Consider the following 25,757-nt stretch of genomic DNA (forward strand, 5'->3'; position numbering starts at 1 on the left):
ATTTTTTCAGCAGCCTGGGCATTTCAACCTGTGACCGGAAGTTAGAGCCTCATTTCCCAGCGGTAGGCTGAGAGCGCGATGGCGTGGATGTCGTCGTGGGCGGGTTTCCAGTTCATGGTCGCGCGGATGCGGGTCGGATCGGAGATGAGCGCGGGCGGATCTCCTGCCCGGCGCGGGCTTTCGATTACGGGGAAATCCACGCCGCTGGCCTCTTTCACCGCGCTCACGATGTCACGCACGGAGTAGCCGTGACCGTAGCCGCAGTTGAAGATGCCTGCGGGGTTGCCGGCCTCCAGGTGACCAAGCGCCAGCACATGGGCTGCGGCCAGGTCGGAGACATGGATGTAGTCGCGGATGCAGGTTCCGTCCGGGGTGTCGTAGTCCGTGCCGAAGATGTGCAGGGCATCCCTGCGGCCGAGGGCGGCCTGGGATGCGACCTTGATCAGGTGCGTGGCGTCGGGCGTGGACTGGCCGATGCGCCCCTTCGGGTCGGCCCCGGCCACGTTGAAGTAGCGCAGGATGACGAACGAGAAATCCGCATGCGCGGCGGCCGTGTCCTCTATGACCCATTCGCTCATGAGCTTGGTGCGGCCGTAGGGGTTGATCGGTTTGGTGGGGCTGTCCTCGGTTACGGCGGCGGTGTCCGGCATGCCGTAGACTGCCGCCGTGGAGGAGAAGACGAAGCGCGGGATGGCGTTCTTCACCGCCAGGCGGATCAGTTCCGTGGTGTTGTTGGTGTTGTTCATATAATACTTGAGCGGATTCTCCACCGACTCGGGCACGACGATGGAGCCTGCGAAATGCAGCACCGCTGAAAATTTTTCTTTCGTCATGAGGCGGTCCAGCGCTTCAGTCTGGGCCAGATCGCCGACCACGAGACGGGCCGGGGGCAGCACGGCTTCGGCTTTGCCCGTGGACAGGTTGTCGTAGACCACGACCTCGTAGCCGGCCTCGCAAAGGGCCAGCGTCGTGTGGGAACCGATATACCCGGCACCGCCGGTAACAAGAATCTTGGGCATGGAATTCTCCTTTTCAAGCATTGACTTCGCACTCCCACTCTTTACAGAAGTCCTTCGGGCTTGCAAAGGGACTGGTTTGCAAAAGTGCTCAGTCAATCCTGCACGACAGGTACAAAAAATAGCTTCCAAGGAGATCAACCGCCCATGGCCACCGGATTCACCCGCGTTTCAACCACGTATGTCCAGGAAATTTCATCACGGGCCGATATCTTCGTGCACGACAGGACAGGGGCGCGCATCCTGTCCGTGGTCAACGATGACGAGAACAAGGTCTTCGGCATCAGCTTTCGCACTCCCCCGTCCGATTCGACCGGTGTGGCGCACATCCTGGAGCATTCGGTGCTGTGCGGGTCGCGCAAGTACCCGGTCAAGGAACCCTTTGTGGACCTCTTGAAGGGATCCTTGCAAACATTTCTGAACGCCATGACCTACCCGGACAAGACCTGTTATCCCGTGGCCAGTCAGAACCTGAAGGATTTCTACAATCTGGTCGACGTCTACCTGGACGCGGTCTTCTTCCCGCGCATCACCCCCGAGATTTTCGAGCAGGAGGGCTGGCATCTGGACCTGCCGGGCAAAGGCGGGGAGCTGTCCATCAAGGGCGTGGTCTATAATGAAATGAAGGGCGTGTACTCTTCGCCGGATTCGCAGCTCGCCGAGCATTCCCAGCAATCCCTTTTTCCGGACACGACCTACGGCCTGGATTCCGGCGGCAACCCTCAGGCCATCACGGAACTGACCTACGAGGGCTTTCTGGAGTTTCACCGCACCCTGTACCATCCTTCAAACGCCTGGATCTTCTTTTATGGCGATGACGACCCGGAGGTCAGATTTGAACTCCTTGGTGAATATCTGGATCAGTTTTCCGCTCTGGAGGTGAACTCGACCATCGCCCGGCAGCAGGCTTTCGACGCGCCGCGCGAAGTGCGGCGCGGTTTCGAGGCCATGGGCGAGGATGACGACGCCCTGGGCATGCTGACCATGAACTGGCTTTTGCCGGGCAAGGAAGACTCCGGGACCGTGCTGGCCTGCAAGATTCTGGACGGCCTGTTGACCGGCATGAACGCCTCGCCCCTGCGCAAGGCGCTCATCGAGTCGGGCCTGGGCGAGGACCTGACCGGGGCGGGCGTGGAGCACGAGATGGCCCAGATGTACTATTCCGTGGGTATGAAGGGCGTGCAGCCGGAAAATTTTCAGGCGGTGCGCGATCTCATCGTCACGACTCTCGAAGACATCGTGGCGCACGGCTTTGAGGCCGACCTGATTGAGGCCGGAATCAATTCCGCCGAGTTCGATCTGCGCGAGAACAACACCGGCTCCTATCCGCGCGGCCTCATTGTCATGCTGCGTGCACTGGGGTCCTGGCTGTATGATCTCGATCCTCTGGAGCTGGTGGCCTTCGAGGCTCCCATGGCGGCCTTGAAGGAGCGCCTGGCCAAAGGCGAGAGGGTTTTCGAAGACCTCATCGAACGCCATATTCTCAGGAATCCCCACGCAAGCGTGGTCATTCTCGAGCCCGAAGAAGGTCATGCGGAGCGGGTGGAACAGGAGGAAGAGGCGCTCATAGCCAAGCTGCGCGTGGATCAGGCGGCCCTGTCCGACGATGAGCTGGTGCGGCGCACGGAGCATCTGCGGCGCATGCAGGAGGCCCCGGATTCGCCCGAGGCCCTGGCTCTTTTGCCCAGTCTCTCCCGGGAGGACATCGACCCCGCGGTGCGGGTCGTGCCCACGGAAGTGCGTGAGTGGGAGAGCGCCACGGCGCTCATGCACGACCTGCCGACCAACAATATCTGCTACATGGATCTGGCTCTGGACCTTGGCGCGGTACCCGACCGGCTCATTCCCCTGGTCCCACTCTTCGGACGCGCCCTGACCGAGATGGGCACCATGAAGGAGGACTACGTGTCCTTCTCCAAGCGCATCAACAGCAAGACCGGCGGGGTCTACGCCAGAAGCCTTCTGTCCCAGCGCGAGGACGGACCCGGCCCCGTGGCCCGGCTGGTGGTCCGCGCCAAGGCCGTGGGCGAGCGGGTCGGCGACATGATCGATATCGTGCGCGACGCCCTGACCCAGGCCCGCTTCGACGACCGCGAACGCTTCCGGCAGATGGTGCTGGAGGAAAAGGCGGGGCTTGAGCACGCCCTGGTGCCTTCGGGTCATCATTTCGTGGGCCTGCGCCTGCGCGCGCGCTTCAACCTGGCGGACAGCCTGCAGGAACGCATGGGCGGGCTGGAGAATCTCTTCTTCCTGCGCGAACTGGCCGAGAGGATGGACACAGATTTCAGCGGGGTGCTGTCCGATCTGGAAGAACTGCGCCGGGCGCTGGTGCGCAAGGACGGGGCGGTGTTGAATCTGACCATGGACGAGGCCATGCTCACCGCCCATGGCGATCGTTTTCGGGAATTCGTGGCGGGTCTGCCGGGCGGGACCCTGGCGGACGCGGTCTGGCAGGTGGCGGGCACGGATGGGCACGAGGGGCTCATCATCCCGGCTCAGGTCAATTATGTCGGCAAGATCTGCGACCTGCACAGTGCCGGCTACTCCTTTCACGGTTCAAGCCTGGTCGCGGTCAAATACCTGCGCACGACCTGGCTGTGGGAGCAGGTCCGGGTCCTGGGCGGAGCGTATGGCGGTTTTTGCAACTTCGGCCGTCTCTCGGGGCTCATGAGTTTCGGGTCCTACCGTGATCCCAACGTCACGTCCACGCTGGCCGCTTTCGACGGCTGCGGGAAATTCCTGGAGACGGTGAGCCTGGACCGGGGCGAGCTCTTAAAGGCCATCATCGGCACCTCGGGCGATCTCGATCCGTATCAGCTCCCCGATTCCAAGGGCTTCACGGCCTTGAGCCAGCACCTGGCCGGGGTGACTACCGAGACCCGCCAGCGTATCCGCGACGAGGTCCTGGCCACGGACGAGCACCATTTCCGCGAGTTTGGCACGCTGCTGCGCGACGCCGCGCCCGCGGGGCTGATCTGCGTGCTCGGCGGTGAAGATTCCCTGACCAGGGCCGCCTCCCAGGGCCTTGAGCTTCAACGCAAGATCCGTCTGCTTTAAGCGGACTTATTGTGCTCCTGATCGCGAGGGCCGCGCGCTGCAAACCTGCAGCGCGCGGCCTTTTTGCGTGCGCTGCGGGATCCGTGGTTCTCCGGCGCGGTCCATGCATATCCCGGCCCGTGGTTCTTTGAAGCTCTTATGACCCGGCCTTTGGATCTGCCGGCCGCGTGACTTCCGGCGCCCGGAAACTCCAGCGTCTGCTTTTTTACGGCATGTGCCGTGATTTTAAAAAGGTTTTGATAAATTACGGCGTTCGTGGCATTGCTATGAAACGCAACCCTGCCGATGCGTCGTGAACGGACGGGCTTCAAGAACGCGGAGAATCTTGATGAATGACATGAAGCTGGGCATTTCCACATTTCCTTCTGACGAGCTGCTTTTTGCCGCCGAGCAGGAACCTGCTTTTTCCCGTGCTGTGCCCGGCTGGAAACTGCTCATCGTCGATGACGAGGAGGAGGTGCATGTCATCACCAGAATGGTGCTTGAAGGGCTGACCTTTTCCGGCAAGGGCCTGACCTTTCTGAGCGCGTATTCCGGAGCGCAGGCCCGGGAGCTTCTGCGCGAGCATGGCGACATCGCCGTCATTCTGCTTGATGTGGTCATGGAGACGGGCCTGGCGGGACTGGAACTTGTCGAATTCATCCGCTCGGAGCTCGGCAACCGCTGCGTCCGCATCATCCTGCGCACGGGCCAGCCCGGCCAGGCCCCGGAGCGGGAGGTCATCACCCGCTACGACATCAACGACTACAAGCACAAGACGGAGCTCACGGCCCAGAAACTCTTTTCCACCGTGACCACGGCCATCCGCTCGTATCGGGATTTGAACGTCATCGAGAAGAGCCGGCAGGGCCTGGACCTGATCATAACCTCCACCAGGGGCCTCTTTGAGCGCCGCAACCTGGAGCTTTTCGCCCAGGGTGTCCTTGATCAGATGAGTTCCCTCCTGCGGGTCAACGAGGACTCGCTTTTCCTGCATTCCCCTTCGGGATTTGCGGCCACGGTCCGGGACGGAGACATTGCCGTTCTCGCAGGGACGGGGGAGTTCGGTCACTGCGGAGCGGAAAAGTCCGCCTGCGTGCTGGACGACAGCGTGACGCGAGTTTTGCAGCAGGCCCTGCGGCAACGGGGGGGCGTCTTTGCGGAGGACGCCTTTGTGCAGTATTTCCGCTCCCGGCGTGGATCCGAGAATTTGCTCTATTTTCGACTGGACCGGTCCCTCAACCCCTTCGAACGCAGGCTGGTGGAGGTTTTTTCCAGGAATGTGGCCATTGCGCTGGACAACATGCTGCTGAACACGGAGCTCTTGCACAGCCAGAAAGAGATCATCCTGACCCTGGGCGAGTGCGTCGAATCGCGCTCCAAGGAGACGGCGGGGCATGTGCGCCGGGTCTCGGAATGTTGCAGTCTGCTGGCCTCAAAGCTTGGCCTCGACTCCCAGGAAGTGGATCTTGTGCGTCTGGCCTCGCCCATGCACGACGTAGGCAAGATCGGCATCCCCGATTCCATCCTGCTCAAGCCCGGCAAGCTGACCGTGGAAGAGTTTGAGGTCATGAAGACCCACACCCTGCTCGGCTATCGGATTTTGAAAGGCTCCAGCCGGCCCATGATGCGGGCGGCGGCGGTCATCGCCCATGAGCACCATGAACGCTGGAACGGAGCAGGGTACCCCCGTGGCCTCGCCGGGCAGGATATCCACCCTTACGGCCGCATCGTCTGTCTGGTCGACGTGTTCGATTCCCTGCTCTCGCGCAGGGTCTACAAGGAGCCGTGGCCCCTTGAGCAGGTGCGCGACTTCATTCTCGCGGAGCGTGGGGAAATGTTCGATCCGGACATGGTCGATACGATGATGGGAGAGCTCAATGCCTTTGTCGCCATCCGTCAGGAATTTCCCGATTGATTCCACCAACCGGAGCCTTTTTAATGAAAAGCGAGCATGCGATGGAAGAAGTCCATTTTGCCGACGAGACTCCTCCCCAGAAATCCGAGAGCGATGGACTGTGGAAGGTCATGATCGTGGATGACGATGATTTCGTGCACAAGGTCACGGAGCTGACCCTAGGAGACTATCATTACCAGAACGCCCCCGTGCGCTATCTGCACGCCTATTCCGGCGCCGAGGCGAGGGCGCTTCTGCTCGAACATCCGGACACAGCCGTGATTCTGCTCGATGTGGTCATGGAGACGGAAAACGCGGGCCTTGAATTTGCCCGGCACGTGCGCCAGGAAGCGAACAACTCTTTCGTTCGCATCATCCTGCGCACGGGTCAGCCGGGGCAGGCCCCCGAGCGCAAGGTCATCACCGAATACGATATCAACGACTACAAGCATAAGGCGGAGCTGAGCGAGCAGCGTCTGTTCACGGCCATCACCGCGGCCATCCGCTCCTACCGCGACCTGCGCACCATCGAGCTTGGCCGCCTTGGGCTGCAGGAGGTCATCTGCGCCTCCGCGGCCCTGTTCGCGGCTGCCTCGGTGCAGGATTTTTTTGTCCTGGCCCTGGAACATATCCTGCGTATCGGGCGTTGTGTCGGCCCGTGCTGCTTTGAGAACGGCCTGGTTGCGCTGAGCGCCGACGGGCAGTTCGAAATTCTGGAATCGCGCGGATTGCCCCCCGGCGCCGGGGTCCCCACGGCGCGGCTGCAGGAGCTCTACGAGCGCGCGGCCCGGGAGGGGCGGGTGCTGGTGCTCGATCAGGAGTTTGCGGCCAGATTTTTCAATTCGCACACGGATCAGAACTTTTTCTTCTACGTGTCCTTTGGTCGCCCTTTGAGCGAGACCGCGCAGGGCCTTTTGCATATTCTGGGCGGAAATATCGCCGTGGCCTTAAGCAACCTTTTCCTGACCGAGGAGATCGTGGCCACGCAGCGCGAGGTAGTGCTGACCCTGGGCGAGGTGGTCGAGACCCGCTCCAAGGAGACGGCCCACCACGTCAAGCGCGTGGCCGAATATTCCTACGTGCTGGGGATAAAAGCCGGGCTCTCGGAAGAGCGGGCGCATCTTTTGCGCATGGCCTCGCCCATGCACGACGTGGGCAAGATCGGCATCCCCGACTCCATCCTCTTCAAGCCCGGCAAGCTCACCGACGAGGAGTTCTCCATCATCAAGACCCACACGGTCATTGGTCATTCCATCCTCAAGGGCTCCCCGCGCCGCATCATGCGCACCGCCGCGACCATCGCCCTGCAGCATCACGAACACTGGGACGGCGGCGGTTATCCGCATGGCCTGATCGAGGACGAGACCCATATTTTCGGGCGCATCACCGCCCTGGCCGATGTCTTTGACGCTCTCTCCTGCGACCGGGTCTACAAGAAGGCGTGGCCGCTCAGTGAGGTCTTGGACTATCTGCGGGAGAAGAGAGGCAGGCAGTTCGATCCGCTTTTGGTGGATATTTTTCTGGAGAATCTGGACGAGATAATGGCCATTCGCGTCATGTATCCGGACTAGAGGGTTTTATGGGGGACAGGTTGCATGACCGATCATGAGCTGCAGGGTGACATCGTGTTTGCCGCCGAGGATGACGCGGGCGCGGCCGCCCAGGAGCGCAAGGCCTGGAAGCTTCTGATTGTGGATGACGAAGAGGACGTGCACAGCATTACGCGCATGGTCCTGGAAGGGTTCGAGTTCGAGGGCGCGCGGCTCGAATTCCTGAGCGCGTTCAGCGCGGATGAAGGCCGGCAGGCCCTGGCCGAAAATCCCGACGTTGCGGTCATGCTCCTTGATGTGGTCATGGAGACGCCCCATGCGGGCCTCGACCTGGCCCGTCAGGTGCGTGAGGAACTGGGAAATTCGCAGGTGCGCATCATCCTGCGCACGGGCCAGCCCGGGCAGGCCCCGGAGCGCCAGGTCATCATCAATTATGACATCAACGACTACAAGAGCAAATCCGAGCTCACGGCCCAGAAACTCTTCACCGCCGTGACCACCGGCCTGCGCTCCTTCCGCGATCTGCGGGCCATCGACTTCAGCCGTCAGGGACTCGAAGACATCATCGCCGCCTCGGCCGACCTGTTCCAGACCGACAGCATCGAACTTTTCGCGCGCGGAGTGCTGACCCAGATGACCTCGCTCCTGCATCTGGAGGACAGCTCCATGTATCTGGGCGATGCCTCAGGGCTCGCTGCCCGGGACAGGCTCGACGATTTCGTCATCATCGCGGGCACCGGAGATTTTTCCAGCCAGGAGTCACGCCTGGCCAGCGAGGTGCTCGATGCGCAGGAGATGGAACTGATCCGCCGGGCCGTGCATGACGACCAGTGCTTTTTCAGCCGGACCAGCTATGCGGGCTGCTTTGGAGTGAGCAGCGGTGCCCGGCATGTGCTCTTTCTGCGCCTCCTGCGCGAACTCACTCCCCTGGAGCAGAATCTGGTTCAGATTTTTGCGGCCAACGTGACTGTGGCTTTCGAGAATCTGCAGCTCAATCAGGAGATCGCGCAGACCCATCGGGAGGTTATCTTCACCCTCGGCGAGGTTGTGGAGAACCGCGCCCTGGCCGGCGGCATGCATGTGCGCCGGGTGGCGGAGATGGCTTGGCTGCTGGGACGTCACGCGGGGCTGCCCGAGGAGGACTGCGATCTTCTGCGCCTGGCCATGCCCATGCACGACGTGGGCAAGGTGGCCATCCCCGACAGTGTGCTGCTGAAGGCCGGCCCCCTGGACGAGATCGAGCGCGGCATCATGGAACGGCATCCGCGCCTCGGGTTCGACATCCTGAACCGTTCCGGCAACCACATCATGCAGGCCGCGGCGCGTATCGCCCTCGAGCACCAGGAGGCCTGGGACGGTAGCGGCTATCCTGTAGGTCTTGCGGGGGAGAGTATCCATATCTTCAGCCGCATTGCGCGAGTGGTCGATGTCCTGGACAGCCTGCTCAGCCAGCGCGTCTACAAAGAGGCCTGGAGCGTTGCCGACGCCCTGGCCTACCTGCAGGATCAGCGCGGGCGCATGTTCGATCCGGTTCTGGTCGATACCCTGCTTGCCCACAAGGATGAGTTTCTGGCCCTGCGGGAGAATATTATCCAGCAGAGTCAGGATATTGAAATTGCCGGACGTGAAAAAAAACCTTGACCGCCGCCGTCGGGTCATCTATCAACCGCCTCTGTCCGGAGGGGTTCCCGAGTGGCCAAAGGGAACAGACTGTAAATCTGTCGTCGTACGACTTCGGAGGTTCAAATCCTCCCCCCTCCACCAGCCGCCGAATCACCCACCTTATGGTGGGTTTTTTTTGGCCCGGGCTTTGGCCCCGATTGTGGACTGGAAACCAGGCATCGAAAGAAGGGCCAACCTTGCGGCCTTGTCCCGATTTTTCTTGCGAAAACCGTGCGGGTGTTTCAGAAGAGGATGTGAACACGCTTTCATCCCGGAGGTTTTCATGCGTAGATCAACGTATTTTTTTCTGGCGCTTCTGCTTTTGTGCGGCTTGCCCGCGCCGCTTTTCGCAGCAATGGACCCCTCTGCCCACGGCATCGACTCCAGCGCCTTTCACCTGACTCTTGAATCGGAACCTGAAGTGATCCAGGCGGGTCAGCAGGTGGAGATAGCCTTGCGTCTGACCGACGCGTACGGCGCGCCCGTGTCCGAATTCGAGATCGTGCACGAAAAGAAGCTGCACCTGATCATTGTGCGCGAGGGCCTCGACAAGTTCACGCATACGCACCCCGAACCGGGACCGGACGGGACAATGCGCACAGCGATGACCTTTCCGGAAGCGGGGACGTATTATTTTTATGCGGACTTCACGCCCAGGGACGGACAAGCCGTGACGCTCATGGTCGAACTGCCTGTCCAGGGTGAGGCTTCCCCCGCGCCGCCTCTTGATCCCTATGTGCCGGGCATGGTGCAGACCGACGAAATGCTGGCCAAAGTCGGTATCGACGCCGGGGAAGGCATGCACCGCGTCAGCTTTGCCCTTATGGATCTGAACGAAACCCCTGTTTCGGACTTGGAACCCTACCTAGGCGCCATGGGACACTTCGTGGTCATCAGCGCCGACGGCGGCAAATACGTCCACGCCCATCCGCAGACCACGGACAAGCCCAACGAGGTCGCCTTCGATGTCCATTTCCCGGGACCCGGAATCTACAAGGGCTGGGGCGAGTTCCAGCGCGGCGGGACCGTTTTGCTGGTGCCTGTGGTGATGCAGATCGATTGAACTTAAAGCGCGGGGCGGCGGATTTGATTTTTCCCTTGACGCTGGCCCACGCCTTGGAAAAATTGGCCCAGCTGGGCAGGCTCGCCCACAAGAATATCCGTCATTCCTTTGTGAGTGGGGCGCTGCCCGCGAAGATCCTTGTGATTCTGGAGGCCCGCTTCGTGGAAGTCACCAGTTCGGCTTTTTTCAGGCCGTTCGAAACTTGAGGCAGGTCTCTTTCTCAACCACGTAGGAACTGATGAAAATCCATCTTCGCTCGCAGTAGCGGATCATGGGCGCGAAAAGTATCCCCCCCATTCATCCCCGGAATTCATAGGGCACAGATTATTTCCTTCGGCAGAGCTCGATTCCTGAAAGAACGCATTTCAATATAGTCTCGGCAGTTAGGTAATCACGGCCCGGAAGGTATCTTGAGATATCACGGCCGAGCTGTTCGTTCAGCATTTCGCCCTCGTTCTTTCCGCACAAGATGCTGAAGAGGTGCGGTGCGGTTGCCTCCGACACCGTGGTTCCAATATCCTGGCCGAGCAACTCGGCACCGGCCATCTCAATATCGAACCCGTGACGCTCCATCAGTTCAGATTCGGAATCAAAAAGTCGGTCCTGGGCAAAATCGCCATAGAGGCGCAGGAGCAGAGCCAGGTCCTGAGCGTCTTTGGCCGAGACGTATCGTCTGTCGCTCCAGGCCAGCAGTTTCAGCATTGCCAGTCCTGGCAGGGAAACAACATTAACTACCTGACCCGGGCCTGCTTCGACCCGCAAAGAATGCCGTAGCGCATCGTCGAACCCGGTCACGCGCATCATTGGGTTGTCGTCTGGCGGCCAGGAAATGAAGCCGTTGGCATCTGCCAGACCGCCAAAGGGCACGACGTCGATGACGACGCCCTTGTCTGAACTAAACCTGTGCGCCACGACGGGGTTGCGTTCAAAGCCTCTGGCCGTCATAGCTTCGCTGAATTCTGAAAATTCTGCCCACGACCCGACCATCACTCCGATATCCACATCCATCGTTCTGCGTTCCTTGCTCATGTCGTGCACATCCTCAAGGAGCATGTCCCGGGCCATGGCCCCTATCAGAAGGAAGGGGATCCGAAGTTCTGTCGCTGTTTCGGCGATTTTTTGCAGCGCATCGAGTATCTCGGGGAGTTCATGTGTAGTATGGGGCCAGAAAGCGTTCATGGATGGTCTCTGCCGTTTCAATGTTTCTCGGGTCGCCGCTAGCCAGAAGGTCGGCGTAGATGATCAGCGGGGGAGCCATGTGACCGTGCTCCCAAGGGTACTTGAAACGCCAGAAAGCCTTCAGACATTCCACCGGTCCCTGTGGATCCTTTTTGAGCCGATTGGCGATAGCGAAATCCTTCAGTTCGCCTTTGAGGTAGAACGTCTGCACGGCCGGCTTCAGGTGGTCCGTGAGGAGCGCAGCCGCCGTCTCGCCGCCGAGAAAGTGAGTCGGACCGCCCATGCCGCGCCAGGAATGCTCGACCGGTGAAAAGCGTCCCAGGAGCAGCTTCGGGCGAAGCCGCTCGGCATATTCCACGACCCACCGCCGTAAGAGTTCTTCCACCCGCTCAAGGATTCTGCCACGGTCACCTTTATCGACAACGAAGCCGGACCGCTCCAGGGCGGCCAAGGTGTTTGCCACAGTACCCAGGGAAACCCCCGAGTCTTCTGCAATGTCCCGATAGACGCTTGAAACACGTACGGGCATGCACAGGAGCGTGAAGATAACTTTCAGACCCATGGGATTGAACGCGGAACCTTGGGCGATGCTCGCCTCTTCAACACGTTTTTGCCCCACGACGTAGATGAAGTACGGCTGCACGTTGATGAACAGGTTGCCTGACGAATCCATGAAGGGAATGCCCATCCCTTTGAGGTTCTCGGCCAGATTGCGGTTTACATAGGGTGCGATCAGCAGTCCGGTTGTGCGGAGATTCTTGACCTTGGCCGCCACCGGACCCAGGTTGGAGGTGGTCAGGTTGCGCACGACCTCTGCCGTCAAACGCACCTCCCCGCTCTGCCCACGCATGGTTATAATGCAGTCCATGCGCTCCGTGGCGAGGCCGGAGGACTGGTCAACGGCGACGTCCAAGCCGGTCGACTGCGATGCTGCCGCGATAGCCTGGCTCACCAGGTTTTTTTCTTTCTCGGTCATGTTGTCCTCTTCTGCGCGTGTTCATTATTCGATCTTTTATAAAAATTTTGAACACACGTAAATAGTGAACACGGGATTTGTTCACCCTTGCGGGCTGGATGGCCCCACTGCGAGTCAACAGAAATGGCCCGTCAATTTGCGCAAACCTTTAGAAGTCTTTGACGGGTGAAGATAAAGGAACGGCATTCATCTGATGAGTGGAGAAGCCGCTCGGGAATTATATCAGAATAGAGCAGGACGGGAATAGCAGGCGGGCGTGTCGTCAAAATCACCGCCTAACAAAAGACTTGACGACTCCGCAAGCCTTGAATAACAAGCGTTTCCTCACGGTTCGCCAGGATAGCTCAGTTGGTAGAGCAACTGATTCGTAATCAGTAGGTCGAGAGTTCAATTCTCTTTCCTGGCTCCAGTTAAAATAAAGGGTTGCATGTAAAATGCAGCCCTTTTTTTGTGTCTTGAGATCCGTCGTCATGGTTTTGTCCTCCTTCTGTCCCCCGAAGGCGTTTTCGATTGGTGTAGTTGGCGCACGTGATTGTGATGAAGGGCGTCGGGTATTTCTTTTGCAATTTTAATCAGAAAATCACGATTATTCTTGTCGGAATTAATCGCAAATTTCATTATTTGTGATCATTCGACATATTTTTTCGACATTTTCAAAATTTATGTTGACAATAGTCGTGCTCGGTGTAGCAGTTTCATCAAAAGCTTTGGGAAAAAAGTAACAAGCTCGATTTGCCTTGATTGCAGGTGGTTATCAGTTGTTTCGTAACCCAAACCAGATCAATTTGAGGAATATGACTATGTTGACGATACCAGAACAGGTCATTGCTAGTTCAGCAGACGACAACAGATCTACCCGTGGAAAGGCGGCAACGCCGAAGAAACTTTTATTTACGGTCAGTGACGACCCCAACATGTTCAACGGACTGCGGTTTTTGTGCAGGTTTTTTGAGAACAAGAGCCGTTTTGACCTGACCCTTCTGTGCATGGCCTCTCCGGACAGTAATTATTGCCGCTGGCGTGCGGGAAAAACCCAGCCGGGACCGGCCACTGAGCGCCCGGACATGGACAGCAATTGGCATCTTGCTCGGGAAGAGGCCATGCGCATGCTCCAGTGGGACGGATTTCCTGCCGGTCGCATCCAGATCAAGAGCGCTTCAGGCATGATCTGTCGCATTGAGGACATCGAGGATGAGATTGGCAGCGAGACCCATGATGCCGTGGTCATGGGCCGCCGTGGTCTGAACCGCCTCAAGGATTTTACCTCGAAGAGCCTCTCCCGCAAGCTCTTCGAGCGGCAGCCGGAGATTCCCATGATCCTCTGCCGCAAGCCGGACCTGAACCGCAAGAATGTCCTGTTGTGCGTCGACGACTCGGAGTCCTCCAACAACATGGCCCGCTTCGTGGCGTCCATGCTGGAAGGGGAGTCGCATTTGGTGACCTTGTGCAACATCATCAGTGACACCTCCGACGAGCGCGACAAGGCCACGGCCATCTTCAACCGCTGCGAGGAGATCATGTGCAAGGAGGGTTTTGACTCCGGGCGCTTGCGTCACATGATCTACCCCTCGGACTATGCGCCGCGGGCCATCCTCGACAACGCCAACTGGGGAAAATTCGCCGTGGTCGCCGTGGGCACAACGGCCAATGCTCGCAAGAACCTGCTTTTTGGTTCCGTCAGCAGCTTCCTCTTCAATGAGTTGACCGATTCGGTGCTCTGGGTTCATCCTTAAGTCTTAAGGCATGGCATAGGATTTGAGGCCGGTTTTTCCTCGGAAGCGCCGGCCTTTTCGCGTCGTGGCGGGAATGTGTTCTGAAACGTAAAAAAGAAGGCCCCAAGCCTGCAGAGCGGCGGTTTTCAGCAGGCCACAGGCAACTCGTCAGCCAAGAATGATACGGTCGTGACCCTTGCCGAAAGTTGCTGCGCAGAGGAAAATCGGGAGGTCGCCAGGAAGGAAGATTGATGGTGCAGCAGCGTCATCCCAAGACACGGCTCGCTTGTCGGCAATGCATTTTTTCCGGAAAAATCAGACAAAAAAAACGACATCCGGTTGCGAAAATCCTTAAAAAAGTCTCGCATGCCTTGGCCGGGGAGGGTGCTGGGCGTGGTGGCGGGGGAGGATTTGTGGCACGGAGATTGAAGTGCTGATGGAGGATATGTGCAAAGGAGAAAAATTATGACGCGCTGCGAAATGAAGGTGCCGCTGGGCATCGCCCTGATCATGTTCTTTTTGTGCTGCTCCATCGGCGTTTATGCCCACAATGAAACGGCGGGGGAAGATATCATCATTGTGGCCAGAAATTACGTCACGGTTGAGTTGTCGGAGACCGGCGTTGTCATGGGCAGCAAGAAGGGGCGCTTCGAACCGGCCGAATTCAAGGGGGTTGAAGGTACAACCGTGCTGCTGTTCATGTATAACAGGATCTCAAGGGACAAATGCGTGCACCTGGTTTCAAGCCTGTACGAAATGGATCCGGCCGATACAGGGCCGCGGGTGGATCATGTTCTGAGCTTCCTGAAGGACAACAAGCTGCTCCTCACAAGCAAATACCCCAATCCGTCGCTGAATTTCGGGATGAACAAATTCAGAATCGAGGAAGAGTGATTCCAACAGGATATGCGGGGAGTTGTCTGCGAATTTTTCCGGGTGACATCAGAGAACCCGCGCTTGCCCGATTTTGAAAATGGCTTGCGAGGCGGGAGTCCGTTTTTTTCAGACATTCTGCTTGGCAAGCCGCGTCTCATGACAAACGAGGTCACGCATGCGAGTCTGGTTGCCCGATTGTGTTTATAAATCCTTTCCTCTTTTTGTCGGCACCGTGGGTCTGGCCGGGTGTCTCGTCGGCAGCTCCGCCAGCCTGGCGCTGGGGGGCGTGCTCATGCTGTACAGTGGCGGAGTGTATTACCTGCGCAAAGGATAGGCAGCGGCGTCCGACTGTTCTTCTTCGTTCTTCTGCGGAGCGCGAGTTTTCGCCAGAAGCCTTTTGCTGATCCGGATTTCCTCTTATCAAAATAAGAACGGCCATTCGCTTTTTGAGCCAATGGCCGTTTTATTTTACCTGATGCGGAGCTGCGCAGGCGGGAGGCAGTCTGATCGGACAGGACCGGCTGGTTTTTGATCAGGCGCAGAGGCGTGTCAGAGCCGCCACCTTCAACTGAATTCAGCTGCATGGCCGCTCGCAGCTCGCCGTTCATCATCCAAAAAGTCGTCATTGTGCCGAAAGCGTTCGCCTGATGCGGGGCGCTTTCAGGAAGGGTTCGCGGTTTTACATTTGACCAGGGCGGCAAAGAGCGCCCCCGTGTCCACGGGCTTGCCCAGGTGGTCGTTCATGCCCGCTTCAAGGCACCGTTGCCTGTCACCGGCCATGACGTTGGTGGTCAGGGCGATGATGGGCAGGGCCTGAAAACGCCTGTCACGCCGGATGTTCCGCGTGGCCTCGTATCCGTCCATCTCCGGCATGTGTACGTCCATGAGTACGACATCCGGTTCAGGGAGGCTTGTATCCATCACGCGCAGCACGGCCTCGATGCCGTTACCCGCGACCTCCACCAGCACCCCGGCTTGAGACAGGATCAGGCTTATGAGCTCCTGGTTGACCCGGTTGTCCTCGGCCAGCAGGACGCGCAGTCCCCGTGCCCGCTCGCGGCTGCGCTGCTCCTCGGCCGCGATGCCTCCGATCTCGCGAGCAGGGGAGTCTTCATTATGGATGACCCGGCGCACCATGTCCCGCACCGACGAGGCCGTGAACGGCTTGGCCAGAATGTCCTCGACTCCGAGCCGTGCCGGGTCAATGCTCTCCACTTCGGGCCGGGCCGGGCTGGTCATGAGCGCCACCGGCACCCGGACCAGACGCTGCGACGAGCGCAGCAGCGTGACGGCCTCGGGCCCGGTCGTGTCCGGCAGGTCCCAATCAAGAAGGATCAGGTCAAAATCTTCTGCAGCCGCCAGTTGGAGGGCCTGCGCCGCCGATCCGGCAAACGTGCTTTTCAGGCCCAGACACGCCGAGACCTCTTCCATGGCCTCACGGCTGGCGGGGTTGTCCTCCGCGACCAGCACCTTCAGGCCTCCCTGGTCCGCAGTCATTGCCGGCTCCATGGCCGAGCCTTCAGTCTTGAAGACGGCCGTGAACTGGAAGGTCGAGCCCTGTCCGAGCTGGCTTCGCACCGCTATTTCCCCGCCCATGAGATGCACCAGCCTGCGGCTGATGTTCAGGCCGAGGCCCGTGCCTCCGTACACGCGGGCCGTGGAGGTGTCGGCCTGCACAAAGGATTCGAACAGGCGGGGCAAGACCGCCGCGTCAATGCCGATGCCCGTGTCGCTCACCTGGAATCGCAGGGTGACCGCGTCTTCCGACGACGGCCCATCTTCCGCGCGGAGCACGGCCAGTCGAACGGTGCCGTTCCTGGTGAATTTGATGGCGTTGCCGCCCAGGTTGACCAGAATCTGCTTGAGGCGCAGCGAGTCTCCGACCAGGCGGTGCTGGAGGCCGGGCTGCACCGAAACCACCAGTTCATTGCCGTTCTCGAAGGCCCGCGCGACCAGGATGTCGGCCGTATCGCGCAGCACGGCCTCCACCTCGAACGGATCGGCATCCAATTCCATCTTGTCGGCCTCTATCTTCGCCAGATCCAGGATGTCGTTGATGATGCCCATAAGATGCTGCGCCGAGGTGCGGATTTTGAGCAGGTATTGGCGAAGCTGCCCCTCGGGCCTCATCTGCAGGGACAGGTTCAGAAAGCCCAGGATGGCGGTCATGGGGGTGCGGATCTCGTGGCTCATGCTGGCCAGGAACGTGCTCTTGGCCTGGGCCATGGCCTCGGCCGACTGGCGTTGCACGGCCATGGTCTGGACCGTATAAGCCAGCAGAATGGACATGGCGACGCCCTCGCATACGAATCCGGCCCAGATGATCGACGGGTGCGCGAAGGAAAAGGCGCCGTGGGCAGCCCGGTTGTAGACGGAAATGGATACGACCGCCCCGGCCCATGCGATCAGAAAGATGCTTGAAACCACGCGGTCACGCTTCATGCTGGCGATGCAGGCCCAAGCCCCGATCAACGACACGGGCACGGCCACGTTCAATGAAAAATTTCCTTGCAGTTCTTGCGGCAAGTAAAAAGCGCCGGCGGCCACGGCAAAGACCAGGTAAATGAAAAATAGCATGATCGCATTAATTCGCTTGTTGTATTTCTTGAGTTCCAGAAATTCTCTGATCACGCAGGCGAGAAATCCTTGCGCCATCAGGCCGGCCATCATGATCGCCGCCGGCATGTTTCTGATGCTGAAGAGATGCTGATAGCTGGTGAGCGCCACGAAACCGGCGAAAGCGAGGTTGCCCAGAACCAGCCATTTGAACTTGCCGTTTCCGGTGTACAGATAAATGGCCAGATGGATGAGCACCATAGTGAAAAAAAAGCCCACCAGCAGGCCCGTGCCGAGCACCTTGACGTCGTTGATCCAGATGGCGCGATCGATGGTCGTGATGTGCGGGCTCAGGACCAGCGCCCTTATGCCGGTGACCCGGAGGTAGCAGGTGGTCGGGGCCGACAGACCGCTGGGGAGGCGGAAGTGCCGCCGTTCCTGATCCCCCGAAACCGAGCGAAGGTGGCCAGAACTGTAGGTCCGCCAGCCGTCGGGAGAGTCCGGATCGGGCACGAAAAGCTCTATGGTGGCGTATAAATTCCACCCCGGATCAAAAATCCAATATCGAGGCGAAGCGCTCCCGTCAGAAGGCGCTGACTGTTCCTGTATGGTAAACCGGAACCACAGGGCCGAATGTCTGAAGCCGAAATTGAAGTGTCCGCCTTGCGGCGTCCCGAATTGCGGCCCCATTCTTGCGGAAGCCACCTGCTTTATGGTCAGCGTCTTCTCCGTGTCTTCCAGATACTCCATGTAGGGCCGCAGGTCGTATTCGTCGCGCTCCTCGCCCAGCAGGCACACTTCACCGGCAAAAGCCGAAGAAATCCACACATGAAAGAACAGCATGCCCGCAAGCACGACGAAAATTGCCCGGCACGGAATACAGGCCGCGCATACATGGTTCAGGCGGTTACTCATGGCGTTGCCCATTCTGCTCCCCCTGGGCCTTGCGCCCCCATTTAACCAGGATCCTGAAAAGTTCATCGGTGTCCACCGGCTTGGTCAGGTGGTCATCCATGCCCGCTTCAAGGCAGCGCGCCTTGTCCTCGGCCGTGATGTCGGCGGTCATGGCGATGATGGGCAGGCCGCTGAAGCGCTGGTCGTTCCGGATGGTCCGCGTGGCCTCGAATCCGTCCATCAACGGCATGTGCACGTCCATGAGCACCACATCCAGGGGTGCTCCTCCTTCCGTCACCCGGCGTACGGCTTCGGCGCCGTTGTCCGCGATCTCCATCTCCACCCCGGCTTCGGTCAGAATCACGCCCAGCAGTTCCTGATTGAACAGGTTGTCTTCCGCCAAGAGGACGCGCAAGCCCTGCGCCTGCTCCAGATCGTACGGCGCGTCGGCCAGGGTGTGCGCGTCTGCCAAGGCTGCGGATTTGTCACTGGAGGCGATCTGCCGGAGCAGAACCTCCACCGCCGAGGCTGTGAACGGCTTGGCCAAAATACCTTGGACGCCAGATCCCTGCAGACGCAGATTTTCCATTTCGGGCCGCGCCGGGCTGGCCATGAGCGCCACCGGCACCCGGGCCGTGCGCTCGGAAGAGCGCAGAAGCGTGACCGCCTCGGGCCCAATCATGTCCGGCAGGTTCCAGTCGACTAGGATCAGGTCGAAATTTTCCGCATCTCCCAGTTGCGACGCCTCCGCCGCCGTCCCTGCGAACCTGTGCCGCAGGCCGAGGCAGGTCGCGACTTCTTCCATGGCCGCCCGACTGGCCGGATTGTCCTCGACCACCAGCACGTTCAGGGAACCATGGCCTGCGGCGTTTGCTTCGCCTCGGACCTCGTCTTGCGGATCCGGACCGAACACGACCGTGAATTCGAAGATCGACCCCTCTCCCGGCCGACTCCGTACCGTGATGTCCCCGCCCATGATCTGCACCAGCCTGCGGCTGATGCTCAGGCCAAGGCCGGTGCCGCCGTACACGCGGGCCGTGGCCGCGTCGGCCTGCTCGAAGGAGGTGAACAGGCGCGGCAGCACCGCAGGGTCAATGCCGATGCCCGTGTCGCTCACTTCAAAGCGCAAGGTGACCGCGTCGTGAACCGGCGTCGCATCCGCAGCAGCGTGCACGGCCAGTCGAACCGTGCCGCCATGGGTGAACTTGACGGCGTTGCTGCTCAGGTTGAGCAGGACCTGCTTGAGCCGCAGAGAATCGCCCGTCACGCGGCGGGGAAGCCCCGGCTGCACCGAGACCACCAGTTCGTTACCGTTTTCGAAGGCCCCCGAAACCAGGAGGTCGGCGGTATCCTGCAGCAGTGTCTCCACTTCGAAAGGTTTCGCCTCCAGTTCCACTTTGCCGGCCTCTATTTTCGCCAAATCCAGGATGTCGTTGATGATTCCCATCAGGTGATTGGCCGCGGCGTTGATCTTCAGAAGGTATTGCCGCAGTTGTCCCTGTGCCCTCAAGTGCAGGGACAGGTTCAAAAAACCCAGAACGGCGGTCATGGGAGTGCGGATCTCGTGGCTCATGCTGGCCAAAAATGACGACCGGGTCTGGGCCATGGCCTCGGCGGCCTGACGCTGCGCCGACAAGGTCTCGATGTTGTAGGCCAGCAGGATGGACATGCACATGGCCTCGACCACGAAGGACACCCACATGAAGGAGGGATGGACGAAGGAAAGGCCGCCTTTGATGGCCCAGTTGTAGGTGAAAGCGGCAAGAGTCGCCCCGAGCCAGGCGCCCATGAAGATCAGAGCAGGCACCCTGTCGCGCTTGAGGCAGTCGAAACAGGCCAGGAACACGACAAGCGTGAGGGGCATGACCGCGTATATGGACAGCTTCGGGTGGATCTCCTCAGGCAGGGCAAATGCGGAGGCGGAGACGCCCAGAACTGCCCAGACGCAGATCAGTAGGATAGCGTTGATCTTTTTGTTGTGCTTGCTGATTTCAAAAAACTGCCTGACTGTCGTGGCGACTATGGCCTGCCCCACCAGACCGACCGTCATGATGACCGTCGGGAGGTTTTTGACTACAAAGAGATGCTGGTAGTTGGTGGTGGCGACGAAACTGGCGAAGGTCAGGTTGCTGAGTACGAACCACTTGTATTTGCTGTTGCCGGTATAAAGGTAGATGGCCAGGTTGCCGAGCATGAGCGTGGCGAAAAACCCGATCAGAAGGGCGACGCCCAGCGTCTTGAAGCCGTTGACGCGCAGGGTGCTGTCGAGGGAAGCGAGATGAGGGGCCACCATGATCGGCCGGATTCCGGTGACCCGAAGGTAGCAGGTGGTGGGCTCGCCAAGTCCCACAGGAAGCTTGAAGAACCGCTTGTCCGGGGCTCCCGGAACGGAAGGCAGACGACCGGCGGAGTAGGTCCGCCACCCGCCCGTCGCATCCGGTTCCGGCACATAGAGATCGATGGTGTCGTAGAACTGCCAGCCTGGATCAAAAATCCACAGAGACGGCAACCTGCCCTCCGCGGAATTCGATGGATGATCGACGATGGTGAACCGGAACCACAAGGCGGAAGAGGTCAGGCCAAAATTGAAATGCCCTTTGGGAGGCAGGCCGAAGCGGTCAGCCAAGGCAGGCGCCGCCGCCTGATCAATGCTCAACGAACGGTCCGCGTCCTCCATAAACTCCATGAAGGGGCGCAGATCGTGGTATTCCTTTTTCGCGTCCAGGACGCACACCTCGGCTGCCCAAACCGGACTCAGGCCGATGAAACACGAAGGAAGCAATACCAGGAAGGCCAATACGGCAACCGTTATGGAGAAACAGTGTCGCCTTAAGCTGATTCCGCCGGGAATAACGAAGTAAGCCGAACTCAGAGTATTCACCAAGACCTGCCTTTTTCGGTGCAAAACCGAAATTCACGTCTGTTGACCGCTGCGTCTTTGCGTGCCGGATAAACCGCATGGAAATATGTGCAAAAATTTTCTGGCTGCATGAAGACACTCATGCATTCTGGTCTGGCTTGATGGTGTCCAGACTTTTCTGTATTTTATCTGTGCATCAAGCCATTTTTACGGACCCTGATTGATGAATGCTTTTTAACGTGCATTCTTCACGAATTTGATTTTTCAAGATCGGCAACAGCAATTTTAAGTTGGTCATAGACGTCATAAAAGGACGGCAATTCTTTTTTGATCGATTCAAAATCTCCGTTTCGCGCAAAATCTTCGAGAACTGTGGATTTTTTATACAGATTTTTTGCGGAAAGATTTCCAGCTCCTCCCTTGAGTGAATGGAAAAAAATAAAAATCTCTTCAGAATTGCCTGAATTTACGAGCTGCGTTGTCTTTTCTTCAATATTGGAGTTTATTTCAATAAATCGTTTCAGCAATTTAGAAAATATTGCCTGGTTGCCGTTGAATCTTTGCAAAGCTTCTTCAACATCTAGATCTTGTTTTTGAATCGTCATTCTATCCTCCATGGAGCAGGAATCATATATTGCATTTATTTATGATCATTATTTTAAAATCTATCAAAAAAACTTAAAAAAAAATTGCATAAAACATGACTGCATAGTAATATGTTGAATTTCATGCATATATGTATTGATGCTTATAAAGTTAGTGTATTATACGCATGTTGATTATAACAAACTGAAGTAACAATAGCAATTATCCAATCTTGAATCGGTAAAAAAATATTTTTTTGATCTTCTGTTATTTGGTCTTGAAGGCATGTGAGATAAGGCACAATCGTTGGCGACGAACCTACCGGCGCTATTCGGTTATGGAGCGGAGAACGCCGGTCGGTTACAGGAGACCGACCGGATTCCAGAAATCAACGATTCTCCTGTGTCGCGGGAGCGATCAAATCAATTCATTTGAAACGTCTTTCGGGCGGCATCCATCCTCACTTTCTTGTCACGGACCGCAGTACTTCCAGTTGCTGGGGAAGGAGCTTGCGCACATCATAGCGTTCCAGCACGGTCTGTCTGGCCTGTTTGCGCATCCCGTCCAGATGGCTGCGATTCTCCAGGGCGTCCATTATTCGTTCGGCGATGGCGGTGGGCGAACGCATATCCGCGAAGAGGGCGTTGTGCCCATCGCTGGCCACTTCGCGCACTGGTTCGGTGTCGGAGGCCACCACCAGACAGCCGCAGGACAGCGCCTCCAGGAACGACCAGGAGAGGACAAAGGGGCGCGTCAGGTAGACGTGCGCCGTGGAGGCCCGCAGCAGTGTGCGGTAATGCCTGTAAGGTAGGGAACCCACGAAATGGATGCGCTCCGGATCGGGTTGCAGTCGCTCGACGAGGACCTCCTTCCAGGTCTTGCCCAGTTCGGGAGGAGAACCATAATGGCAACCGTCATTGCCCCCAATGACGACATGGCATTCGGGCCGCTTCTTGACCACTTCCACGGCAGCCTCAAGAAACTGCGGAAACCCACGGTAAGGCTCCATCCCTCGCGTGGCATAGGTCACGATCTCCTTGGCGCCGGAAAGATCAAGACCGGGCAGAACCATCCGGGCCTCTGGGTCGGGAGAAAAATAATCCGTATCCACTCCGTCGTGGATCACGGAAATCTTTGATCGGAACTCCGCAGGAAACTGTTCCAATTGCCAGCGCGTCGGACAAATTCCATGGGCACAACCGGCCAGGTCCATGAGAATAGGGATGTTGTTGCAGCGTACTTCCATCCGCGAACTAAGCGATAACGGGCTGCCGGAAAAACGCATGTCCGCGCTCTGGGCATCGTAAAACCATTCAAAGTAGCCGACAAAGGCCGCCTCGGGAAAGACATCGCGCAGATACATGGTCGGCCCCCATCCTGAGTGCCCGCAGATGATATCCGGCACGAACCCTTGCCGCCGTAATTCGACCGCCAGCTTCAAGGCTCCGGAGGCCTTGCTGGAGGCCGCCCAGAATTTTGCGTTTATCCCATGCTCTTCAGGAAACACCGTGGCGTCGGGAACGAACACGGCCTTGCGCACCCCGGGTATGTTCCACTCCGGGTTTTCGTTCATGGTGGCGAAGACAACCTCGTTCCGGGAATCACGTCCCAAAAAACTGGCCAGACTCCGGAACTGGGCCGGGAAATTCATGTGTACAAAAAGGATGCGCATTCTCTCTCCCATTTTTTGAGATGTTTTGTTGTTTGGTTTCGACTACGGCCAATGCGGCTTGGATGCCGCTCACTGTCACGGACTGCGAAAGACCAGTCCACTTTTTCAAAATCTCAGTACATGCGGGCGAAAAAAGTATTCTATCCAGACAAAAATGCTTATACCCACCCACCTCTTCATAAGTAGTCTTTGTAGCACACCGCAGGGGATAATTCAGCTAAAAATCGAATAAATTCGCAAAAATAGGTAGAATGCAGTATTTTATCTGACTATCGTATACATAATTAAATCCAGATTATTTCGACGTGAACAGTACAACAGACTTGAAATTTGCGGAAAAATACTTACAATTTATGAATATTTTAGAAAAATACGGCAGCACTTCTGCAGGTCGTAGTGCCACCTCGTGTCGCCCTATCAAGCCTTAGCACACGACTGTAACGGCGCACTTGCCCAGCCAGTGGGTCTCTGAGACAGGAAATAAGAGCTTGCGGATGCGGAATCTGACGCAGGGGCTGTTGGCAAAAACCAATAACCAGTGCCCAAAAACCATCCCTCAGTTTTGTCCGATCGAACAAGACTGGGGGTTTCTTTTGTCCGGTTATTCGGGATAGGTTGTCGCCGGGTTGGGAGGTGTTTTTGGGTGAGTGAACGTGCGAGGAATGGTGTGAGGAACTTTTTTCTGAAATTAAAAAAGGGGCTGGATTTTTACATCCAACCCCTCGTTTATCTTGTGGCGCGCCAGGGAGGACTCGAACCCCCGACCGATTGCTTAGAAGGCAATTGCTCTATCCGCCTGAGCTACTGGCGCGCAAAATGGAAGCATTCCCTATTTTTTCCGGGGCTGAAAGTCAAGTCGGTACTTGGTCATTTTCTGTTGCTCCCGGCTCTGGAACCCACTATGAATTTGCTCCGGATCGCCGGCCCCGGGGCTTTGGCCTGTCGTAGCGCCCGCATTCCGGGCTGGGCCTTTTTCAATTTTTTTCCCTTAAGGCAGCCATGACCTTCGTCTCTTTTGCCGAATTTGAAGCCCACCTGGACAGCCTGGGACTTTTTTCCATGCAGCTTGGCCTTGCGCGCATGCAGGAAGCCATGCGGCTAATGGGCATTGAGCGCCTGTCCGCGACGGTCGCGCATGTGGTCGGGACCAATGGCAAGGGGTCCACTTCCGGGTTTCTGGAGGCCCTGGCGCGGGCTCACGGCCTGGCCACGGGTCTGTACACTTCGCCGCATCTGGTCAGCGTGCGCGAGCGCATCCGCGTACGCGGGAGCATGGTTTCCGAAGCAGGCTGGCTGCAGGCCGCCAATGCGGTCATGGACAGGTGCGCAGGCGTGGGGCTGACCTATTTCGAGCTGCTGACTGTCATGGCGCTCTCTATCTTTGCGCGGGAGGGCCTTGATCTGATCGTGCTGGAGGCGGGGCTGGGCGGCACCCATGACGCCACCTGCGCCATCTCGGCCGATCTTGCGGTCATGACTCCGGTGGGGCTGGATCATGAGCATGTCCTGGGACCGACCCTGGCGGATATCGCTCGCGACAAGAGCGGGGCACTGGGACGCTGCCCGGCCGTGACGGGCGAGCAGGACGCGGGCGTAATGGATATTTTTCGCCGGGCCGGGGCGGGGCGGCCGCTGTGGAGCCTGGAAGACTGCCGCACGGCCGGCAGATTTCTCATTCCGGCGGGAGGGGCGCCCATGCTCCTGACTCCCGCGTCCCTGCCGGGCCATCCTCCGTATCAGCTGCGGAACGCCGCCCTGGCCACCCTGGCCTGGAGCCGCCTGGCCCAGGCCGGGGGCTGGCAATTTGACGCGGCACTGTGTACACAAGTCCTTGGCGTGACGAGGTTTTCCGGACGCTTCTGCCGCCATGGACGGATCCTGGTCGACGGCGCCCACAACCCCATGGGTCTGACCGCCCTGTGCGAGGCATTGGAGGCGGCCGGGGAGCATTTCAATGTGCTCGTCTTTCAGGCCATGCGCGACAAGACGCTGGATCAGGCCATCCTGAAGCGCCTGCGGGCTTTGGCGGATACGGTCGTCATTCCCGCGTTGGCGCTCGAGCGCGCCTGTGACGCCCGGGAACTGGCCGCACGCTTCGGTCACGGGTCCAGGGCGGCTTGGGACCTGCAAACCGCCCTGCAAGGGGAAGGCGCCATCCTGCTTTGCGGCTCCCTGTATCTGGTGGGGGCTTATTACGAACTTTTTCCGGAACAGCTTTTGTAG

Annotated in this window: 17 protein-coding genes and 3 tRNA genes; 12 read left to right on the top strand and 8 right to left on the bottom strand. The window is 58.5% G+C overall.

All coding sequences use genetic code 11. From position 1 onward, the window contains the following. Window positions 1-41 precede the first annotated feature (41 nt). Window positions 42-1,019, bottom strand: a complete 978-nt coding sequence (gene galE / locus DBAC_RS02525) for a UDP-glucose 4-epimerase GalE (RefSeq protein WP_043811528.1) — start codon at window positions 1,017-1,019, stop codon at window positions 42-44. Window positions 1,020-1,163: 144 nt separating this feature from the next. On the opposite strand from galE, the gene DBAC_RS02530 reads away from it, so the two are divergent. The 7 genes from DBAC_RS02530 (at window position 1,164) to DBAC_RS02560 (ending at window position 10,430) form a co-directional block, all read left to right on the top strand. Then, window positions 1,164-4,073: an insulinase family protein gene (locus DBAC_RS02530; RefSeq protein WP_012805698.1), complete on the top strand. Its 2,910-nt coding sequence runs from the start codon at window positions 1,164-1,166 to the stop codon at window positions 4,071-4,073. A gap of 328 nt (window positions 4,074-4,401) precedes the next feature. Beyond that, on the top strand, window positions 4,402-5,970 hold the full coding sequence (locus tag DBAC_RS02535; RefSeq protein ID WP_012805699.1) for a DUF3369 domain-containing protein: 1,569 nt from the start codon (window positions 4,402-4,404) through the stop codon (window positions 5,968-5,970). A 23-nt stretch (window positions 5,971-5,993) separates the two neighbouring features. After that, window positions 5,994-7,520, top strand: coding sequence for a response regulator (locus tag DBAC_RS02540; protein ID WP_012805700.1), 1,527 nt, complete (start codon window positions 5,994-5,996; stop codon window positions 7,518-7,520). 24 nt (window positions 7,521-7,544) lie between these two features. Beyond that, window positions 7,545-9,140 (top strand): response regulator, encoded by a 1,596-nt coding sequence (locus DBAC_RS02545; protein WP_012805701.1) that lies wholly within the window; start codon window positions 7,545-7,547, stop codon window positions 9,138-9,140. A gap of 37 nt (window positions 9,141-9,177) precedes the next feature. After that, window positions 9,178-9,263: transfer RNA gene (locus tag DBAC_RS02550), tRNA-Tyr, on the top strand. Window positions 9,264-9,444: 181 nt separating this feature from the next. Beyond that, window positions 9,445-10,224, top strand: coding sequence for a DUF8832 domain-containing protein (locus DBAC_RS02555; RefSeq protein ID WP_012805702.1), 780 nt, complete (start codon window positions 9,445-9,447; stop codon window positions 10,222-10,224). Between the two features lie 23 nt (window positions 10,225-10,247). Next, window positions 10,248-10,430 (top strand): hypothetical protein, encoded by a 183-nt coding sequence (locus DBAC_RS02560; RefSeq protein ID WP_143890761.1) that lies wholly within the window; start codon window positions 10,248-10,250, stop codon window positions 10,428-10,430. A gap of 118 nt (window positions 10,431-10,548) precedes the next feature. On the opposite strand, the gene DBAC_RS02565 is transcribed toward DBAC_RS02560, so the two are convergent. Both DBAC_RS02565 and DBAC_RS02570 read right to left on the bottom strand, forming a co-directional pair. After that, window positions 10,549-11,403, bottom strand: a complete 855-nt coding sequence (locus tag DBAC_RS02565; RefSeq protein WP_012805703.1) for a nucleotidyl transferase AbiEii/AbiGii toxin family protein — start codon at window positions 11,401-11,403, stop codon at window positions 10,549-10,551. After that, complete coding sequence (locus tag DBAC_RS02570) at window positions 11,372-12,379, bottom strand: type IV toxin-antitoxin system AbiEi family antitoxin (protein WP_012805704.1); 1,008 nt, start codon at window positions 12,377-12,379, stop codon at window positions 11,372-11,374. Before DBAC_RS02570 ends, DBAC_RS02565 begins: the two co-directional genes overlap by 32 nt. 333 nt (window positions 12,380-12,712) lie before the next feature. On the opposite strand from DBAC_RS02570, the gene DBAC_RS02575 reads away from it, so the two are divergent. The 4 genes from DBAC_RS02575 (at window position 12,713) to DBAC_RS19195 (ending at window position 15,301) form a co-directional block, all read left to right on the top strand. Then, window positions 12,713-12,788 (top strand) — tRNA-Thr (locus DBAC_RS02575). Between the two features lie 505 nt (window positions 12,789-13,293). Further along, window positions 13,294-14,112 (top strand): universal stress protein, encoded by an 819-nt coding sequence (locus DBAC_RS02580; RefSeq protein ID WP_043810254.1) that lies wholly within the window; start codon window positions 13,294-13,296, stop codon window positions 14,110-14,112. A 444-nt stretch (window positions 14,113-14,556) separates the two neighbouring features. Further along, entirely contained in the window at window positions 14,557-14,985 is a 429-nt protein-coding gene (locus DBAC_RS02585) for a hypothetical protein (RefSeq protein WP_012805706.1), read from the top strand. A 157-nt stretch (window positions 14,986-15,142) separates the two neighbouring features. Beyond that, window positions 15,143-15,301: a hypothetical protein gene (locus DBAC_RS19195; protein ID WP_012805707.1), complete on the top strand. Its 159-nt coding sequence runs from the start codon at window positions 15,143-15,145 to the stop codon at window positions 15,299-15,301. A 326-nt stretch (window positions 15,302-15,627) separates the two neighbouring features. Here DBAC_RS19195 and DBAC_RS17565 read toward each other — a convergent pair whose 3' ends face one another. From DBAC_RS17565 to DBAC_RS02610, 5 genes are all read right to left on the bottom strand, one after another. Continuing rightward, complete coding sequence (locus DBAC_RS17565) at window positions 15,628-18,438, bottom strand: hybrid sensor histidine kinase/response regulator (protein WP_167320909.1); 2,811 nt, start codon at window positions 18,436-18,438, stop codon at window positions 15,628-15,630. Beyond that, window positions 18,431-21,151, bottom strand: coding sequence for a hybrid sensor histidine kinase/response regulator (locus DBAC_RS17570; protein ID WP_143890765.1), 2,721 nt, complete (start codon window positions 21,149-21,151; stop codon window positions 18,431-18,433). Before DBAC_RS17570 ends, DBAC_RS17565 begins: the two co-directional genes overlap by 8 nt. 374 nt (window positions 21,152-21,525) lie before the next feature. Continuing rightward, the gene (locus DBAC_RS17575; RefSeq protein ID WP_050762025.1) at window positions 21,526-21,882 is read right to left on the bottom strand and encodes an Hpt domain-containing protein; all 357 of its coding nucleotides are present in this window, start codon (window positions 21,880-21,882) and stop codon (window positions 21,526-21,528) included. Between the two features lie 440 nt (window positions 21,883-22,322). After that, window positions 22,323-23,534, bottom strand: a complete 1,212-nt coding sequence (locus DBAC_RS02605; protein ID WP_012805710.1) for a glycosyltransferase — start codon at window positions 23,532-23,534, stop codon at window positions 22,323-22,325. 734 nt (window positions 23,535-24,268) lie between these two features. Beyond that, window positions 24,269-24,345 (bottom strand) — tRNA-Arg (locus tag DBAC_RS02610). Window positions 24,346-24,533: 188 nt separating this feature from the next. On the opposite strand from DBAC_RS02610, the gene DBAC_RS02615 reads away from it, so the two are divergent. Beyond that, complete coding sequence (locus DBAC_RS02615) at window positions 24,534-25,757, top strand: bifunctional folylpolyglutamate synthase/dihydrofolate synthase (protein ID WP_012805712.1); 1,224 nt, start codon at window positions 24,534-24,536, stop codon at window positions 25,755-25,757.

It is taken from the genome of Desulfomicrobium baculatum DSM 4028 (assembly GCF_000023225.1).
GTDB classification, from domain to species: Bacteria; Desulfobacterota; Desulfovibrionia; order Desulfovibrionales; family Desulfomicrobiaceae; genus Desulfomicrobium; species Desulfomicrobium baculatum.

What these genes read in the sequence shown, in the direction of transcription:
- galE (WP_043811528.1), bottom strand. Translation starts at nt 1,019, where the DNA reads ATGCCCAAGATTCTTGTTACCGGCGGTGCCGGGTATATCGGTTCCCAC.
- DBAC_RS02530 (WP_012805698.1), top strand. Translation starts at nt 1,164, where the DNA reads ATGGCCACCGGATTCACCCGCGTTTCAACCACGTATGTCCAGGAAATT.
- DBAC_RS02535 (WP_012805699.1), top strand. Translation starts at nt 4,402, where the DNA reads ATGAATGACATGAAGCTGGGCATTTCCACATTTCCTTCTGACGAGCTG.
- DBAC_RS02540 (WP_012805700.1), top strand. Translation starts at nt 5,994, where the DNA reads ATGAAAAGCGAGCATGCGATGGAAGAAGTCCATTTTGCCGACGAGACT.
- DBAC_RS02545 (WP_012805701.1), top strand. Translation starts at nt 7,545, where the DNA reads ATGACCGATCATGAGCTGCAGGGTGACATCGTGTTTGCCGCCGAGGAT.
- DBAC_RS02555 (WP_012805702.1), top strand. Translation starts at nt 9,445, where the DNA reads ATGCGTAGATCAACGTATTTTTTTCTGGCGCTTCTGCTTTTGTGCGGC.
- DBAC_RS02565 (WP_012805703.1), bottom strand. Translation starts at nt 11,403, where the DNA reads ATGAACGCTTTCTGGCCCCATACTACACATGAACTCCCCGAGATACTC.
- DBAC_RS02570 (WP_012805704.1), bottom strand. Translation starts at nt 12,379, where the DNA reads ATGACCGAGAAAGAAAAAAACCTGGTGAGCCAGGCTATCGCGGCAGCA.
- DBAC_RS02580 (WP_043810254.1), top strand. Translation starts at nt 13,294, where the DNA reads ATGTTCAACGGACTGCGGTTTTTGTGCAGGTTTTTTGAGAACAAGAGC.
- DBAC_RS02585 (WP_012805706.1), top strand. Translation starts at nt 14,557, where the DNA reads ATGACGCGCTGCGAAATGAAGGTGCCGCTGGGCATCGCCCTGATCATG.
- DBAC_RS19195 (WP_012805707.1), top strand. Translation starts at nt 15,143, where the DNA reads ATGCGAGTCTGGTTGCCCGATTGTGTTTATAAATCCTTTCCTCTTTTT.
- DBAC_RS17565 (WP_167320909.1), bottom strand. Translation starts at nt 18,438, where the DNA reads ATGAGTAACCGCCTGAACCATGTATGCGCGGCCTGTATTCCGTGCCGG.
- DBAC_RS17575 (WP_050762025.1), bottom strand. Translation starts at nt 21,882, where the DNA reads ATGACGATTCAAAAACAAGATCTAGATGTTGAAGAAGCTTTGCAAAGA.
- DBAC_RS02605 (WP_012805710.1), bottom strand. Translation starts at nt 23,534, where the DNA reads ATGCGCATCCTTTTTGTACACATGAATTTCCCGGCCCAGTTCCGGAGT.
- DBAC_RS02615 (WP_012805712.1), top strand. Translation starts at nt 24,534, where the DNA reads ATGACCTTCGTCTCTTTTGCCGAATTTGAAGCCCACCTGGACAGCCTG.